General features: G+C 55.7%; 16 protein-coding genes and 1 pseudogene. 10 read left to right on the forward strand and 7 right to left on the reverse strand.

Going from position 1 to position 15047, the window contains the following annotated elements; translation table 11 throughout:
* Window positions 1-18: 18 nt before the first annotated feature.
* The gene (gene anmK, locus WFM46_RS14460; RefSeq protein WP_103179375.1) at window positions 19-1143 is read right to left on the reverse strand and encodes an anhydro-N-acetylmuramic acid kinase; all 1125 of its coding nucleotides are present in this window, start codon (window positions 1141-1143) and stop codon (window positions 19-21) included.
* Between the two features lie 285 nt (window positions 1144-1428).
* Between anmK and slyB the strand changes: the two genes are divergently transcribed.
* Complete coding sequence (gene slyB / locus WFM46_RS14465) at window positions 1429-1896, forward strand: outer membrane lipoprotein SlyB (RefSeq protein WP_103179374.1); 468 nt, start codon at window positions 1429-1431, stop codon at window positions 1894-1896.
* Window positions 1897-2080: 184 nt separating this feature from the next.
* The gene (locus tag WFM46_RS14470; RefSeq protein ID WP_336997887.1) at window positions 2081-3439 is read left to right on the forward strand and encodes a GGDEF domain-containing protein; all 1359 of its coding nucleotides are present in this window, start codon (window positions 2081-2083) and stop codon (window positions 3437-3439) included.
* Between the two features lie 36 nt (window positions 3440-3475).
* Here the strand turns inward: WFM46_RS14470 and slyA are convergent, their stop codons facing one another.
* Window positions 3476-3916: a transcriptional regulator SlyA gene (gene slyA / locus WFM46_RS14475; protein WP_103179372.1), complete on the reverse strand. Its 441-nt coding sequence runs from the start codon at window positions 3914-3916 to the stop codon at window positions 3476-3478.
* Between the two features lie 187 nt (window positions 3917-4103).
* Here slyA and WFM46_RS14480 point away from each other — a divergent pair, with 187 nt between their 5' ends.
* The 3 genes from WFM46_RS14480 to WFM46_RS14490 are packed head-to-tail and all read left to right on the forward strand — an operon-like array spanning window position 4104 to window position 7236.
* On the forward strand, window positions 4104-4340 hold the full coding sequence (locus WFM46_RS14480; protein WP_103823914.1) for a DUF1656 domain-containing protein: 237 nt from the start codon (window positions 4104-4106) through the stop codon (window positions 4338-4340).
* Window positions 4341-4342: 2 nt separating this feature from the next.
* Window positions 4343-5206, forward strand: coding sequence for an HlyD family secretion protein (locus WFM46_RS14485; protein WP_336997888.1), 864 nt, complete (start codon window positions 4343-4345; stop codon window positions 5204-5206).
* Entirely contained in the window at window positions 5203-7236 is a 2034-nt protein-coding gene (locus WFM46_RS14490; protein ID WP_336997889.1) for an FUSC family protein, read from the forward strand. Before WFM46_RS14485 ends, WFM46_RS14490 begins: the two co-directional genes overlap by 4 nt.
* On the opposite strand, the gene sodC is transcribed toward WFM46_RS14490, so the two are convergent.
* The 3 genes from sodC to WFM46_RS14505 form a co-directional block, all read right to left on the reverse strand.
* A complete protein-coding gene (gene sodC / locus WFM46_RS14495) occupies window positions 7215-7733 on the reverse strand; it encodes a superoxide dismutase [Cu-Zn] SodC (protein WP_103179368.1) in 519 nt (172 codons plus the stop codon). The two genes, WFM46_RS14490 and sodC, sit on opposite strands and share 22 nt — an antisense overlap.
* Before the next feature lie 80 nt (window positions 7734-7813).
* Window positions 7814-8710 (reverse strand): aldo/keto reductase, encoded by an 897-nt coding sequence (locus tag WFM46_RS14500; protein WP_336997890.1) that lies wholly within the window; start codon window positions 8708-8710, stop codon window positions 7814-7816.
* A 49-nt stretch (window positions 8711-8759) separates the two neighbouring features.
* Window positions 8760-8999, reverse strand: a complete 240-nt coding sequence (locus tag WFM46_RS14505) for a DUF1289 domain-containing protein (protein ID WP_103179366.1) — start codon at window positions 8997-8999, stop codon at window positions 8760-8762.
* Between the two features lie 147 nt (window positions 9000-9146).
* On the opposite strand from WFM46_RS14505, the gene eptA reads away from it, so the two are divergent.
* The 5 genes from eptA to rnt all read left to right on the forward strand — a co-directional run bounded on the left by eptA (window position 9147) and on the right by rnt (window position 13802).
* Entirely contained in the window at window positions 9147-10775 is a 1629-nt protein-coding gene (eptA, locus tag WFM46_RS14510; protein ID WP_325940600.1) for a phosphoethanolamine transferase EptA, read from the forward strand.
* 38 nt (window positions 10776-10813) lie between these two features.
* Window positions 10814-11413: a TetR/AcrR family transcriptional regulator gene (locus WFM46_RS14515; RefSeq protein ID WP_336997891.1), complete on the forward strand. Its 600-nt coding sequence runs from the start codon at window positions 10814-10816 to the stop codon at window positions 11411-11413.
* A 53-nt stretch (window positions 11414-11466) separates the two neighbouring features.
* On the forward strand, window positions 11467-12564 hold the full coding sequence (locus tag WFM46_RS14520) for an alkene reductase (protein WP_114315181.1): 1098 nt from the start codon (window positions 11467-11469) through the stop codon (window positions 12562-12564).
* Window positions 12565-12647: 83 nt separating this feature from the next.
* Window positions 12648-13055: a lactoylglutathione lyase gene (gloA, locus tag WFM46_RS14525; RefSeq protein WP_103179362.1), complete on the forward strand. Its 408-nt coding sequence runs from the start codon at window positions 12648-12650 to the stop codon at window positions 13053-13055.
* A 96-nt stretch (window positions 13056-13151) separates the two neighbouring features.
* On the forward strand, window positions 13152-13802 hold the full coding sequence (gene rnt, locus WFM46_RS14530; protein ID WP_114315182.1) for a ribonuclease T: 651 nt from the start codon (window positions 13152-13154) through the stop codon (window positions 13800-13802).
* Between the two features lie 44 nt (window positions 13803-13846).
* Here the strand turns inward: rnt and grxD are convergent, their stop codons facing one another.
* Together grxD and WFM46_RS23855 are read right to left on the reverse strand one after the other, a co-directional pair.
* Window positions 13847-14194: a monothiol glutaredoxin 4 gene (gene grxD, locus WFM46_RS14535; RefSeq protein WP_032617810.1), complete on the reverse strand. Its 348-nt coding sequence runs from the start codon at window positions 14192-14194 to the stop codon at window positions 13847-13849.
* 738 nt (window positions 14195-14932) lie between these two features.
* Window positions 14933-15047: pseudogene (locus WFM46_RS23855) on the reverse strand (hypothetical protein); the annotation flags it as partial.

The raw sequence follows: 15047 nt of genomic DNA on the forward strand, positions 1-15047 counted from the left end.
GGCTTAAGTGAAATTCGGTTAACTCTGATTTTGCCGCGGATTCGCTGGAAAAACAGCACCTAACACGCTCGCTTCACGGGCTCCGGTTACCGAGGGTAAGTTCCCCGGCAGACCAGCCACCGTGCGCCACGCCAGCCAGGCAAAGGCCAGCGCCTCCATGTCATCGCCGCTGATCCCTGCCTTGTCGGTGGTGGTTACCTCCGTGCCCGGCAGCAGACCGGCGAGACGGGTCATCACCAGTGGGTTACGGCTGCCGCCGCCGCACACCAGCAGACGCTCGCAGCCCCCGCTCAGCAGCACCTGTTCCGAGACCGAAACGGCAGTAAGCTCCGCCAGCGTGGCCTGTACATCCTCAGGCGCCAGGCCCGGGAAGTTCGCCAGCTGACGCTCAAGCCAGCCGTAGTTGAAGTATTCGCGGCCAGTGCTTTTCGGCGCCGGTGCGGCAAAATAGGGATCGCTGAGCATGCTTTGCAGCAGCGGGATAATAACTTTACCGCTGCATGCCCACTGGGCGTCTTTATCGTAGGCTTTACCCGCCTGACGCCAGATCCAGGCGTCCATCAGCATATTTCCCGGCCCGGTGTCGAAGCCGCGTACCGGCTGGCCTGGGATCAATAAAGAAAGATTGGCGATGCCGCCGATGTTGAGCACCATGCGGCGCTCCGTCGGATGCGCCAGCAGGGCGTGGTGGAACGCGGGGACCAGCGGTGCGCCCTGCCCGCCGAGGGCCATGTCGCGGCGGCGGAAATCCCCCACCACCGTCACGCCAGTTTTGGCGACGATCTGGTTGTTATCGCCTATCTGCAACGTATGCGGCGCGTCGCCGCCCGGCTCATGCCAGACCGTTTGCCCGTGACAGCCGATCGCCACCACATCCTGCGGACGAAGATTCTCCTGGTTCATCAGCGCCAGCACCGCATCACCGAACAGGCGTCCGAGCTGCGTATCAAGCTGTCCCAGCTGCGACAGCGTCAGCTGTTGGCCCTGACAGATATTCAGGATCGCCTGTTTCGTCTCCTGGGGAATAGGCCAGCTAAGGCTTGCCTGCTGGGCAACCATATTCTCGTCTATTGCCGCCAGGACGACATCCACACCATCCAGACTGGTTCCTGACATTACGCCAATGTAGCGACCCGATTTCATCCGTTTTCCTTAATCCGTTTGGGCTGATGACTCACTCCACCATAAACCGATTATCAATGCTACGATGGACTCATACTTTTTAACAATAGCTGGCGCTGGGCGTCATTCCAGGAATAATCCGTATCGCCTGCAGGGTGACATCGTCGCTTGTATAGCTATGGTTGAGTGAGAATCGAGTACCATTCTGATTGTGTTTGAGCAAAGATAGGATTTATGGCACCCGATGCCATATAATTTAGCCATAACGGATGCTCAACGAGCGTTTTTGGTGAACAGGAGATTCAAATGATTTTACGTGTACTGGCCGTTTCGCTGGTTGGATTCACTCTGGCTGGCTGTGTTAATGACAACTCCCTGTCCGGGGACGTTTACAGTGCCTCTGAGGCGAAACAGGTTCAGAATGTCACTTACGGCACCATCGTGAACGCGCGCCCGGTACAGATTCAGGGTGGTGATGAGAACAACGTGATCGGCGCACTTGGCGGTGCGGTACTGGGTGGCTTCCTCGGTAACACCGTGGGTGGCGGCACAGGCCGTTCACTGGCAACCGCGGCGGGTGCCGTAGCCGGTGGCGTTGCGGGTCAGGGCGTCCAGGGTGCGATGAACAAATCCCAGGGCGTTGAGTTAGAGATCCGCAAGGATGACGGCAGCACCATTATGGTGGTCCAGAAACAGGGCAATACGCGGTTTGCTGCTGGTCAACGTGTGGTACTGGCCAGCAACGGCAGCCAGGTCACCGTCTCCCCACGTTAATAACGTTATGGGCGTGGTCATCCGATCACGCCCCGCACCATTAAGCATTACTAATATAAATATATTAATTTAATACATTCACATTATTTATATTTAATTCTCGTACCGCTTGTTCCTGCGCAAAGTATTCCCCCTGCGCTTATGAGATGATTCGCAAATCCTTTTTTCTTTATTTGAAATATTTATGCTTGCGATAAATCATTATATTAAGAACAAGTATGCGCAGTTCTTTGTAGGCTGCTTTATTGTCATCGGAATTTTACACTCTCTTTTTTTTGGCCTGGTCGGAAAGACGGCGTTATTTTCCCCGTTTCTCTTTCCTATGCTCACCATTTTTTTACTGGTATTTCACCTGTTCATCGCCTGTTTTATGGTAATGAAATACTGGTGCGACAGAATGCGTTTATATCTGATGTCCTTTGCATTCGCCTTTATCGGTTCCGCACTGTTGATGGTGGGCACGCTATCCAGCTTCCCGGCCTGGCTGGATCTTTATCAGTTCAACGTCGTTAACTATAACGACGCCATGATCTACTTTGCGTTCCGTCATCTGCTGATGGCCATGCTCTTTATCGTTGCGGCTGTGCTGTACGCTATCCGCAGCCGGCCACTGTCGCGAATTTTCCATCTTTCGATTATTTCAGGCATGTTTATTTTTACGGCCCTGATATTGATACTGGCCTGGCTCTACTCCAGCAACGTGGCTTTATTATCATTAGATTTGGTCGACAACGAAACCCGACAATATCTGTTGCTGTGGAAACGGCCCATTAACATCACGCTCATCACGCTCTGGGTTATTGCATTAGCGACGCTGCTGCGTACCACGCGGGTACGTAATCTGTTCTGGATTGGCGGAAATTTCTTATGCCTCTGTTATATTGCCACGCTTGCCATGTTGTTTTTAGGTGGACAGGCAGAAGATATCTCGTGGTATCGCGCACGGTTATTTGAAGCCGTCGCCACGCTGCTGATTATGTTCGTTCTGCTTTACGACGTATTTAATCTGTATCGAAAATCGCACCTGAAATATCAACAGTCTTACCAGAACTCCATTCGCGATCCGCTGACACGCCTCTACAACCGCAGCTATTTTTATGATGCCCTGAACCACGCCCTTCATACGGTGAAACCGACGGAGCCGGTCTCGGTCATCGTCAGCGATCTCGATCGTTTTAAGCGCATCAACGACTGCTACGGGCACCTGCAGGGGGATAAGGTGTTGCAGTTTGTCGCCCAGCTGCTGATGGATTCCGTCCGGCCAAATGACGTTGCTGCGCGCATCGGGGGAGAAGAGTTTGTCCTGCTGTTGACCCATACCCCCCCTGAAGCGGCGCGCCAGGTTGCGGAGCGGATACGCTTAAAACTGAGCAGCTTCGATAAAGCCAGCTCGGAGGGACAACTTCCCGAGCCCATCACCATCAGTATGGGCGTGTTTACCGCCATAGCGAAAATCAGCGCGGAAGAGTGCGTCGGGCGTGCAGATAAGGCGATGTACGAGGCAAAAAAGAGCGGACGTAACCGGGTGGTCGTGTTCCAGTAAAGAAAAAGCCTTGCGTTCGCAAGGCTTTTTTAAAGGTTAGTCGCGGGACTGTAGCTCATTGATATTGTGCTCAAGCCGGGCTACCAGCGAGATCAGCAGTTCCAGTTCGGCGGGCGTGATCCCTGAGAGGATCTCACCGCGCGTTTTGCTGATCACCGCCTCCATCTCTGTGATGATGGGGGTGGCTTTCTCAGTGAGTTTAATCCGCTTGGCACGACGATCGCTGGCGCAGGTCTGGCGTGAAATCAGCCCCTTCTCTTCCAGTTGATCGAGCGTTCGTACCAGTGATGGCTGCTCGATGCCAATCGCTTTTGCCAGTTGGATCTGTGACTGGTCGGGTGGCAGCTGATGGATGTTATGCAGCGTGACCCAATGCGTCTGTGTCAATTCCAGAGGTTTCAGGCGATGGTCAATCAGAGCACGCCAGATGCGTACTAACCTTGCCAGATCAGAACCTAGTGGCGATTCCAATTTCATCTCCTTATAATTAGCTTGCTAAGTTATTATACTGATTTTAGAATAGTGTGCAGCATTTATATTGCCAAAACAAATGCAATACTGCATACATCCTTGATGAGAGTCTGATTTACACTTTGTTGTGACGCCCCAGCGCGTTATGCGGCCGCGCTTTTTGGCCACGACCCATTTGCAAAGGAACCGGCACGTGACGTTCACGCTTAACGCCTCGGGGTTACCGCTTCAGGATCTGATAGTAGGTGCCTCGGTTTACTTTCCCCCTCTGTTCAAAGCGGTGATGCTGGGTTTTATTCTCTGGCTGGTCACCCACCGCTTGCTGCGCGACTGGATCTATTCCGGTGAAATCTGGCACCCCATGCTGATGGATCTTTCGTTATTCGTCCTTGCAGTCTGCCTGGGCCTGGTTCTGCTCATTGTGTGGTGACTATGCTTATGAAAACAATTAAATATTTTTCATCATTACTGGTTCTGGCCGTGGCGCTCATCGCCGGATGGTGGCTATGGAATTATTATATGCAGTCCCCCTGGACCCGGGACGGAAAGGTACGCGCCGAGCAGGTCAGCGTGACGCTCCAGGTTTCCGGCACGATTACCACCCTGCACATTAAAGATAACCAGTTTGTCCATGCGGGAGAGGTGCTCTTCAGAATTGATCAGACCCCGTTCCATATTGCAGTGCTTAACGCCGAGGCGCAGTTGGCAAAAGCTCAGTCCGATCTCTCAAAAGCCAATAATGAAGCGAACCGGCGCCGCCACCTGTCGCAAAAATATATCTCCGCCGAAGATCTGGATACCGCCAATATTAACGTCAAGGCGATGCAGGCCAACGTAGCAGTGGCTGAAGCGACGCTAAAACAGGCGCAGTGGCAATTGACCCAGACGGTGGTTAAAGCACCGGTGGACGGCTGGGTCACCAATCTTTCAACCCGGGTGGGTGATTACGCCTCCACGGGCCAGCCGGTGTTCGCCCTGGTCGACAGCCACTCCTTTTACGTGGTGGGCTATTTTGAAGAGACCAAGCTCCGGCATATCCGTGAGGGTGCGCCGGTGCAGATCGTACTCTACAGCAGTGCGCAAACGTTACAGGGTCACGTATCGAGTATTGGTCGGGCTATCTACGATCAGAGCGTGGAGACCGATTCAGGGCTGGTGCCCGACGTGAAACCCAATATTCCCTGGGTGAGGCTGGCGCAGCGCATCCCGGTGCGCATCAGTTTCGACAAGCTACCGCCTGACCTGACGCTGGTCTCCGGCACCACCTGTACCGTCTCTGTGGGATCCGCCCGGTGAACCTCCCCGCTTTTTCATGGCGCAACCTGCCGTGGATAAAGGCGACCCCGGCGCAGTGGCGCTACGCCCTGCGCAACGGGATAGCGATGTGCCTGGCTCTCACTGTCGCCTACTGTCTTAACCTCGACGAACCCTACTGGGCGATGACCTCGGCGGCGGTGGTCAGCTTCCCGACCGTTGGCGGTGTGATCAGTAAAAGCCTTGGCCGCGTGGCGGGCAGCCTGCTCGGTGCCACCGCTGCGCTGATTATTGCCGGTCATACGCTCAACGACCCGTGGCTATTTCTGTTCAGCATGGCGGCCTGGCTGGCGCTTTGCACCTGGGCCTGCGCCCATTTCACCAATAACGTCGCCTATGCCTTCCAGCTGGCTGGATACACCGCGGCGATCATCGCGTTCCCGGTCATTGATATTCTTGACACCACCCAGTTGTGGGATATCGCCCAGGCCCGCGTGTGCGAAGTTATTATTGGCATCCTTAGCGGCGGGGTGATGATGATGATCCTGCCCAGCACCTCCGACGGCAAAGCCCTCATCACCGCGCTGAAAACCATGCACACCCGGCTGCTGGAGCACGCCAGCCTGCTGTGGCAGCCCGACAGTAACGATGCCATTCGCCTGGCCCACGAGAAGGTTATCGCCCAGATCCTGACCATGAACCTGCTGCGCATCCAGGCTTTCTGGAGCCACTACCGTTTTCGCCGCCAGAATGCCCTGCTTAATTATCTCCTCCACCAGCAGCTTCGGATGACCAGCGCCATCTCCAGTCTGCGCCGCATGCTGCTGAACTGGCCTAATCCGCCCGCCCACACCCGGGAGGTTATCGATCAACTCCTCGCCGCCCTTGCCCGTCCTGACGCCGATTTTTATACCGTGGCGCGGATCCTTGCTCCACTGAGGCCAGGCACCGACGCGGATTACCGCCATCGTGCCTTCTGGCTGCGACTACGCTATTTCTGCCGTCTGTATCTACAGAGCAGCCGCTGGATAAAAGCCGTTGAAACCGCGACGCCGATAACAGAATTTATCGTTCCCCGCAGCCCGGCGCTGGCCCGGCATACTGATAATCTGGAAGCGCTCTGGAGCGGCTTTCGCACCTTTTGCGCCCTTAGCCTGGTAGGCGCCTGGACCATTGCCGCCCAGTGGGATGCAGGGGGGGCGGCCCTGACCCTGGCCGCGATCAGCAGCGTGCTCTATTCGGTGGCGGCCTCGCCCTTTAATTCGCTCACGCTGCTGCTGCGCACCCTGATCCTGCTCTCGCTCTTCAGCTTTGTGGTCAAGTTTGGCCTGATGGTGCAGATCTCGGACCTCTGGCTGTTCCTGCTGTTTCTCTTCCCGCTGCTGACCACCATGCAACTTATGAAGCAGCAGATGCCCGCCCTCGCCGGTCTGTGGGGGCAGCTTATTGTCTTTATGGGTTCATTTATTTCGGTGACCAACCCGCCGGTGTATGACTTTGCCGATTTTCTCAATGACAACCTGGCAAAAATTCTTGGCGTGGGGCTGACGTGGCTGGCCTTTGCGGTGCTGCGTCCGGGCTCCGATGCGCGTAAGAGCCGTCGTCACATTCGCGAATTGCGGCGCGGATTTGTCGATCAGCTGAGCCGCAGGCCGCGGCTCAGCGAGAATGGCTATGAATCGCTGGTCTATCACCATGTTAACCAGCTCAATAACAGTCAGGATGCGCTGGCGCGACGCTGGCTGCTGCGTTGGGGAGTGGTGCTGCTGAACTGCAGCCATGTGGTCTGGCAGTTACGGGACTGGGAGATGCGCTCGGATCCGCTGGCCCGGGTGCGCGACGTCGCCGTCTCACTGCTGCGTGACATTATGAGCGAACGCGGCGTACAGCAGCGTCCCCTGGCCGCCACGCTGGATGAGCTTCAGCGCATCTGCAATGCCCTGGCGCATCATCCGCAGCCCGCCGGACAAGAGCTTGCGGCCCTGATCTGGCGACTGCACTGCTCGCTATCCCAGCTGGAACAGGCACCCGCACCGGGCACCCTCAGCGATCAAATCACCCCGCAGGCGTAGCGCTCCCCGCCACCGCCAAGAGGTTTAGGGTGATCCGACATATTATCCCCACCGACATGGATCATCAGCGCTTTGCCTTTCACCTCATCCAGCTTTTTGAGGCGCGGGGCAACGACCGGGTCGGTCGCTTTACCGTCATTGTTGACCACCAGCGCTGGCAGATCGCCTAAGTGGCCCATCCCCTCCGGCCCTTCATGTTTGCCGGTGTTATGGGGATCGAGGTGTCCACCCGCGGCCTCAGCGGCAGACGGTTTGCCATCTTTCATGGCCGGTTCGCAGGAGCCTTTGGCATGGACGTGATAACCGTGTTCGCCCGGAGGGAGGGCTTTGAGATCCGGGGAAAACTCCAGGCCTTTATCGGTTTCAGTGATGGTGACTGTCCCGATGGACTGGCCGATCCCCTGAGAGGTGACGAGGTTCATCTTTACTTCTTCGCTGGCAGCCTGCGCACCTGCACAAACCACCAGCGTTAACGCTGCCAGAGTAAATCGCTTCATATGACCTCCTTGGTTATTTTTTGCCCCTTAAGTTTATACCAGGGGCAACGTTTTAACCGGAAAGTCAGACAAATAGAGAATTACGGCACGTCGTAACCCAGCGCGGCTTTGCGGATGCGGAACCACTGCTGGCGGGTCATCTTCAGCTGCTCTGCTGCCAGCGCCGAACGTACACGTTCAATTTTGCCGGAACCGATGATCGGCAGCGGCTGGGATGGCAGACGTAAAATCCACGCATAGACCACCTGCTCGATAGTTTCGGCATTCAGCTCCTGGGCCACCTTCGCCAGCTCATCGCGCAGCGGCTGGAAGGCATCATCATTAAACAGGCGACCACCGCCGAGGCAGGACCAGGCCATCGGGCGAATACGCAGCTGCTGGAGCTGATCGAGGGTACCGTCCAGCAGCAGCGGCTGATAAACCGGCGAAATTTCAACCTGGTTAGTCGCCAGGGTGAACGGCAGACGCGACTGCAGCAGGGCAAACTGGGCTGGCGTAAAGTTAGAGACGCCAAAATGGCGCACCTTGCCGCTCTGGTGCAGGGCGAGGAAGGCTTCGGCAACCTCATCGGCGTCCATCAGCGGATCGGGACGGTGGATCAGCAGCAGGTCAAGGCGATCGGTCGCCAGATTCGTGAGGGACTGTTCTGCACTACGAATAATATGGTCGCGGTCGGTAATGTAGTGGCCGAGGGCATGCTCCGCTTTCGCCGTGGTGGCGATACCGCATTTGGTGACGATCTCCATACGCTCACGCAGCGCGGGAGAGAGCTTCATCGCCTCACCAAAGGCCGCTTCACACTCGTAGCCGCCATAAATATCGGCGTGATCGACAGTGGTGATCCCCAGATCCAGATGCTCTTCAATAAAACTGGCCAGCTCCTGGGCGGACATGTTCCAGTCCATCAGACGCCAGTAGCCCATCACAAAACGAGAAAACTCCGGGCCCTGCGGGGCAAGGGTAATACGCTGAACCATAGCAATTTCCTTTAAAAAAAGTCTGGGGAGAGTATACGCGTTTGTGACGCTAAAAAAGTGAGGGCTGCTGAGGTTCTTCAGCTTCAGGGGGCTTGTTTGCGCGCAATTTACGCAAAAGACGCTGGCGGCACAGGCGCAGGATCTCCTGTTTCTGGGCATCGCTCATCGACTGCCAGTTAAAACGCTCTTCCCGGCTGCGCATACAGCCGCGACAAAACCCTCGCTCATCCGACTGGCAAATACCGCGGCACGGGCTCTGGACAGGAAAGAACTCCAGTTGTTCAGCCACACGCACCTCCCGAAACCCAAGATTCAGTAAAGTGAAGACCTTAAGCCGGGGTTACGCAAGAGGTCAACCACAGAATTGTGGCATTAAGGTTTCACTAATCTTCGCTCCCTATACTCGCCTCATCACTATTCTTGCTGGTTGACGATGATGCAGATGTTAAAAAAGTTACAGTGTAACGATACAAAATTTACGCTGGGCTGCGCGCTCCTGTTTACCCTGTTAAACGCCCTCTTTATTCACCGCAGCTGGCAGGTGATCGCCCCCGCCCGGCTGCATGATTTTGTCTTTGCCCTGACCGTGCCGCTGGTACTTTTCTGCGGCTGGGTCATCGTCTTCAGCATTCTGAATATTCCACTCATCCGCAAACCGCTGCTGGTGTTGCTCACTCTGGGATGCGCGGCGGCGACCTGGTTCATGTTTACCTACGGCGCGGTGATTGACCAGAATATGATGGTTAACGTCTTCGAGACCAACTCTCAGGAGGCCACGGCGCTTATCACTCCGCAGCTGGTGCTGTGGCTGGCGATCGCCGGGCTGGTGCCAGCCGCCGTGCTGGCGCTGATTCGTATTCGTCCGGGTAAGTGGTGGCAGACGCTGTTGATGCGCGTGGCGGCCATCCTCGCGAGCCTGGTGGTGATCCTTCTGGTGGCCGCACTCTTTTATAAGGACTACGCCTCGCTGTTTCGCAACAACAAAGGCATCGTCAAAATGGTGACGCCAGCGAACTACGTCAGCGCCATCGTTAAGTACAGCAAGGCGCGCTGGTTTGCCGGCGACCAGACTCTCATCCACCTCGGGGAAGACGCGCGTAAAGGCCCGGTGCTGCTGGCGCAGCAGAAAAAAACCGTGCTGGTGCTGGTGATTGGCGAGGCGTCCCGGGCTGAAAACTACTCCCTCAACGGTTACGGGCGTGACACTAACCCTGAGCTGGAAAAGCAGGAGATGATTAACTTCCCGCAGGCCTCCTCCTGCGGCACTGAAACTGCCGTCTCCGTGCCGTGCATGTTCTCAGGAATGCCGCGCAAAAAATATGATGCCGATCTGGCCCATCATCAGGAAGGGTTGCTGGATGTGCTGGCCCACGCCGGGGTAAACCTGCTGTGGCGTGATAACGATGGCGGCTGCAAAGGGGCCTGTAATCGCATCCCGCATACCGACATGACCCAGTGGAAGCTGGATCAGTTCTGTAAGGATAAATCCTGTATTGATGACGTTAACCTCTATCGTCTGAATGAGACCCTTGATGGGCTTAAACAGGATACGGTGCTGGTGATCCACCTGATGGGCAGTCACGGCCCGGCCTACTATCAGCGCTATCCGGAGCAGTACCGCAAATTTACGCCGACCTGTGACACCAACCAGATCCAGGATTGCGATCACCAGGCGCTGATGAACACTTATGACAATACCATCCTCTATACCGACAGCGTGGTGAGTAAAACCATCGACGCCCTGAAGGCGCGTCAGGCGACGATGAACACGGCGCTGGTTTATCTCTCCGATCATGGCGAATCGCTGGGGGAAAACGGTCTCTACCTGCACGGTACGCCGTACATGCTGGCACCTTCGCAGCAGACGCACATTCCGTTCATGTTCTGGCTCTCGCAGGACTATAAAAAGAATTTTGGCGTGGATGCGCAGTGCCTGCGTAATCAGGCCGCGAAAGAGGCGGTGTCGCAGGATAATCTTTTCTCCACGGTGCTGGGGATGATGAACATTCGCACCTCCGTCTATCAGCCGCAGATGGATCTGCTTACCGCCTGTCGTCGAACGTAAGGCTTGCAATAGACCGATTGGTCTATTACATTGTCGACATGAATAAGCACACTGAACACGATACACGCGAACATCTCCTTGCGACCGGCGAGCGTCTTTGCATGCACCGCGGGTTCTCCGGGATGGGTCTGAGCGAGCTGCTGAAAACCGCCGATGTGCCGAAGGGGTCGTTTTATCACTACTTCCGCTCAAAAGAGGCGTTTGGCGTGGCGCTGCTGGAGCGGCATTACGCGGATTACCATCAGCGTCTGGCCAGCCATTTCGCCAGCGGTCAGGGCAATAATCGCGATCGTGTTCTGGCTTATTATCAGGAGACGCTGGCCCAGTTCTGCGCCCAGGGCATTATCAGCGGCTGTCTGACGGTAAAACTCTCTGCTGAAGTGTGCGATCTCTCGGAAGATATGCGCACGGCAATGGATAAAGGGGCCACGGGTGTCATCACCCTGCTGGCGCAGGCGCTGGCGAAGGGGCGGGAGGAGAAATCCCTGGCCTTCGTCGGGGAACCGCTCACCCAGGCGCAGGTGCTCTACTCCCTGTGGCTGGGGGCCAATCTGCAGGCCAAAATGTCCCGCAGCGCGCTGCCGCTTGAGAGCGCGCTGGATCATGTCAAAACCATCATTGCTACGCCTGGCAGTTAACAGGCGTTTTTATTTCGCAAATTACTAGACGACCGGTCTACTCAGGAGCCTTTATGTCAGCTGAAAAATTGTTTACCCCGCTTAAGGTGGGCGCAATCGAAGCACCAAACCGTGTCTTTATGGCGCCCCTCACCCGCCTGCGCAGCATTGAGCCGGGCGATATCCCAACGCCGCTGATGGGCGAATACTATCGCCAGCGCGTCAGCGCGGGACTGATCATCTCCGAAGCCACGCAAATTTCTGCTCAGGCAAAAGGTTATGCCGGCGCCCCTGGCCTGCACAGCCCGGAGCAGATCGCGGCGTGGAAGAAAATCACCGACGGCGTGCATGCTGAAGATGGCCGCATCGCGGTTCAGCTGTGGCACACTGGCCGTATCTCCCACAGCAGCATCCAGCCTGGCGGTCAGGCGCCGGTATCTGCCTCTGCGATCAATGCGGGCACCCGCACCTCCCTGCGCGATGAGAATGGCAACGCCATTCGCGTTGACACCACCACGCCACGTGCGCTGGAGCTGGACGAGATCCCGGGGATCGTGAACGATTTCCGCCAGGCCGTCGCCAATGCCCGCGAAGCTGGTTTCGATCTGGTTGAACTGCACGGGGCCCACGGCTATCTGCTGCACCAGTTCCTGTCGCCTTCCTCTAACCAGCGTACTGACCAGTATGGCGGCAGCGTTGAGAATCGCGCCCGTCTGGTGCTTGAGGTGATTGATGCGGTTTCTGCAGAGTGGAGCGCGGATCGCATTGGTATTCGCGTCTCGCCAATCGGTTCTTTCCAGAACGTGGATAATGGCCCGAATGAAGAAGCCGACGCGCTGTACTTGATCGAAGAGCTGGCAAAACGCGGCATCGCTTATCTGCACATGTCCGAGCCAGACTGGGCTGGCGGCGAGCCATACACCGATGCCTTCCGTCAGAAAGTGCGCGACCGCTTCCCGGGCGTGATCATCGGCGCCGGGGCTTATACACCGGAGAAAGCCGAAGATCTGATTAACAAAGGGCTGATCGATGCCGTGGCCTTTGGCCGCGCCTATATCGCCAACCCGGACCTGGTGGCTCGCCTGCAGCGCAAAGCCGAGCTGAACCCGCAGCGTCCGGAGAGCTTCTACGGCGGCGGCGCGGAAGGTTACACCGATTATCCCTCTTTATAAGCCCCCGCATTGATAGCGGCGACACTTCGCCGCTATACTAAAACATCGTTTCTGTTCAAGATGATAAAAGCTAAGAGGATAATATGCGCCTACTTCACACCATGCTGCGCGTTGGCGATCTGCAACGTTCCATCGAGTTTTACACTAACGTGCTGGGCATGACCCTGCTGCGCACCAGCGAAAACCCGGAATACAAATACTCCCTGGCCTTTGTCGGTTATGGCCCGGAGAGCGACGAAGCGGTTATCGAACTCACCTATAACTGGGGTGTGGATAGCTACGAGCTGGGTACAGCCTACGGTCATATCGCCCTGGAAGTGGATAACGCGGCAGAAGCCTGCGAGCGGATCCGCAGCAACGGCGGCAACGTGACCCGTGAAGCGGGTCCGGTTAAGGGCGGCACCACCGTGATCGCCTTCGTTGAAGATCCGGACGGTTATAAAATCGAACTGATCGAAGCCAAAGACGCCGGTCGCGGTCTGGGCAACTGATCCTGACGGGCGCGCCATGCGCCCGTTGTTTTACTGCATCTCGCCTCAAAATTTGCCATAATACGCACTGCTTTTTTCCCCTTGTAAGAGATCCAGATGTCCGATAACGCTCAACTTACCGGTCTGTGCGACCGTTTTCGTGGTTTTTATCCTGTCGTGATTGATGTCGAAACCGCTGGATTTAACGCCAAAACCGATGCGCTGTTGGAAATTGCCGCCATCACGTTGAAGATGGATGAACAGGGCAATTTGCTGCCGGATTCCACGCTGCATTTTCACGTTGAACCTTTTGAAGGGGCGAACCTGCAGCCTGAGGCGCTGGCATTTAATGGCATTGATCCGCATAACCCGCTGCGTGGGGCAGTGAGTGAATATGACGCGCTGCATGCCATCTTTAAAATGGTGCGCAAGGGCATGAAAGAGCAGAACTGTAATCGCGCAATCATGGTGGCGCACAATGCCACCTTCGATCACAGCTTTATGATGGCTGCCGCCGAGCGCGCGTCGCTGAAACGTAATCCGTTTCATCCGTTTGTGACCTTCGATACCGCGGCCTTAAGCGGGCTGGCGCTGGGGCAAACCGTGCTGTCGAAAGCCTGTATTACCGCCGGTATCGATTTTGACGGCACACAGGCGCACTCCGCCCTGTACGATACCGAACGCACGGCGGAACTGTTTTGCGAAATCGTTAACCGCTGGAAGCGTCTCGGCGGCTGGCCGCTGCCAGATGTTGGCAACAACGCATAAAAAAAGCGACCGGAAGGTCGCTTTTTTATTTACCGTGCGCGAGATTACTCGGCGCCTGGCTCTTCAGATTTGTACTTCGCAGCCGTCTCTTTGATCAGCTGCTGCAGTTCGCCGCGCTGATACATCTCAATCAGGATGTCGCAACCGCCAACCAGTTCACCGTCTACCCACAGCTGCGGGAAGGTCGGCCAGTTAGCGTATTTTGGCAGCTCAGCGCGGATATCCGGGTTCTGCAGAATATCAACGTAAGCAAAACGTTCGCCACAGGCAGAGAGCGCCTGCACCGCCTGAGCGGAGAAACCACAGCTAGGCAGTTTCGGAGAACCTTTCATGTACAGCAGGATCGGGTTTTCAGCAATCTGCTGCTGAATTTTTTCAATAGTAGTGCTCATGTCTTGCTTCCTTTTACTTCTGTTACGGCAATAGTCTGACATTGTAGCGTTTCAGGCCGACTACGGAAAATAACATTTTCGTCACGTACAGGATTTTACCGCGCGTGACGTAAAGTTGCATTGTAAAACTACCTTATCCCGTTCCCCCCTGCGTCTTTGCTCAGCGAATGTACAGATCAACCCGTTGAAATTCTGTTTTTTTGCACTTGCTAACGAAACGCAGTTTTAGATGCAAAAAGTTTATTAACGCAGGGGCTTTTTATAGATTAGAATCGACAAGTTTTGTAAATCAGACGCAGGATAATTTATATCCAGCTATTACCAGGGGAATGCCCAGTGGCGCGAATAACTAAATTCTCGATCACGCTCTGTGCTTTGCTGTTTTCATCTCTCACCTTCACGCCGGTGGCAAACGCCTCAGAGCAGGCGCGGCCTTCTGCCGCCCACAAAACGCATCTGGCAAAAGCCACCGAACCGAAGAAAAAAAGCAGCAGCGGCAAAACCACGAAAAAAGAGAGCACCAGCAAAAAAAGCACCGCCAGTAAAAAGAGCAGCAGCAAAAAAAGCAGCCTCGCTAAAACACAGCCAGCCACCTCCAGTAAGAAAAGCAAAAATTCCTCCCGCAGCGCGCCCCGTACAACTCAAACCGCTTCCCGCGTTGTGACAGAAAAATGTACATCCCGTAAAGGCCATAAAGCGCAGTGCGTGAAAACCAGCAAGACCACGACCCTTGCCGAAGCGCATAAAGTCCCGGAACTGGTTTGAGGACAGCGCTTTCTGCTGCTCGCCGATGTAATTCCACAGGTTTACAAAGGCAAGGAAGTCGGACTCTTTATCGTGGAAGCGGCGGTGC

Origin of the sequence: Leclercia sp. M50 (assembly GCF_037150775.1) — a bacterium.
Classification (GTDB): domain Bacteria; phylum Pseudomonadota; class Gammaproteobacteria; order Enterobacterales; family Enterobacteriaceae; genus Enterobacter.

What these genes read in the sequence shown, in the direction of transcription:
- slyB (WP_103179374.1), top strand. Translation starts at nt 1,429, where the DNA reads ATGATTTTACGTGTACTGGCCGTTTCGCTGGTTGGATTCACTCTGGCT.
- grxD (WP_032617810.1), bottom strand. Translation starts at nt 14,194, where the DNA reads ATGAGCACTACTATTGAAAAAATTCAGCAGCAGATTGCTGAAAACCCG.
- WFM46_RS14520 (WP_114315181.1), top strand. Translation starts at nt 11,467, where the DNA reads ATGTCAGCTGAAAAATTGTTTACCCCGCTTAAGGTGGGCGCAATCGAA.
- WFM46_RS14515 (WP_336997891.1), top strand. Translation starts at nt 10,814, where the DNA reads ATGAATAAGCACACTGAACACGATACACGCGAACATCTCCTTGCGACC.
- gloA (WP_103179362.1), top strand. Translation starts at nt 12,648, where the DNA reads ATGCGCCTACTTCACACCATGCTGCGCGTTGGCGATCTGCAACGTTCC.
- anmK (WP_103179375.1), bottom strand. Translation starts at nt 1,143, where the DNA reads ATGAAATCGGGTCGCTACATTGGCGTAATGTCAGGAACCAGTCTGGAT.
- sodC (WP_103179368.1), bottom strand. Translation starts at nt 7,733, where the DNA reads ATGAAGCGATTTACTCTGGCAGCGTTAACGCTGGTGGTTTGTGCAGGT.
- WFM46_RS14500 (WP_336997890.1), bottom strand. Translation starts at nt 8,710, where the DNA reads ATGGTTCAGCGTATTACCCTTGCCCCGCAGGGCCCGGAGTTTTCTCGT.
- WFM46_RS14470 (WP_336997887.1), top strand. Translation starts at nt 2,081, where the DNA reads ATGCTTGCGATAAATCATTATATTAAGAACAAGTATGCGCAGTTCTTT.
- WFM46_RS14485 (WP_336997888.1), top strand. Translation starts at nt 4,343, where the DNA reads ATGCTTATGAAAACAATTAAATATTTTTCATCATTACTGGTTCTGGCC.
- eptA (WP_325940600.1), top strand. Translation starts at nt 9,147, where the DNA reads ATGCAGATGTTAAAAAAGTTACAGTGTAACGATACAAAATTTACGCTG.
- rnt (WP_114315182.1), top strand. Translation starts at nt 13,152, where the DNA reads ATGTCCGATAACGCTCAACTTACCGGTCTGTGCGACCGTTTTCGTGGT.
- slyA (WP_103179372.1), bottom strand. Translation starts at nt 3,916, where the DNA reads ATGAAATTGGAATCGCCACTAGGTTCTGATCTGGCAAGGTTAGTACGC.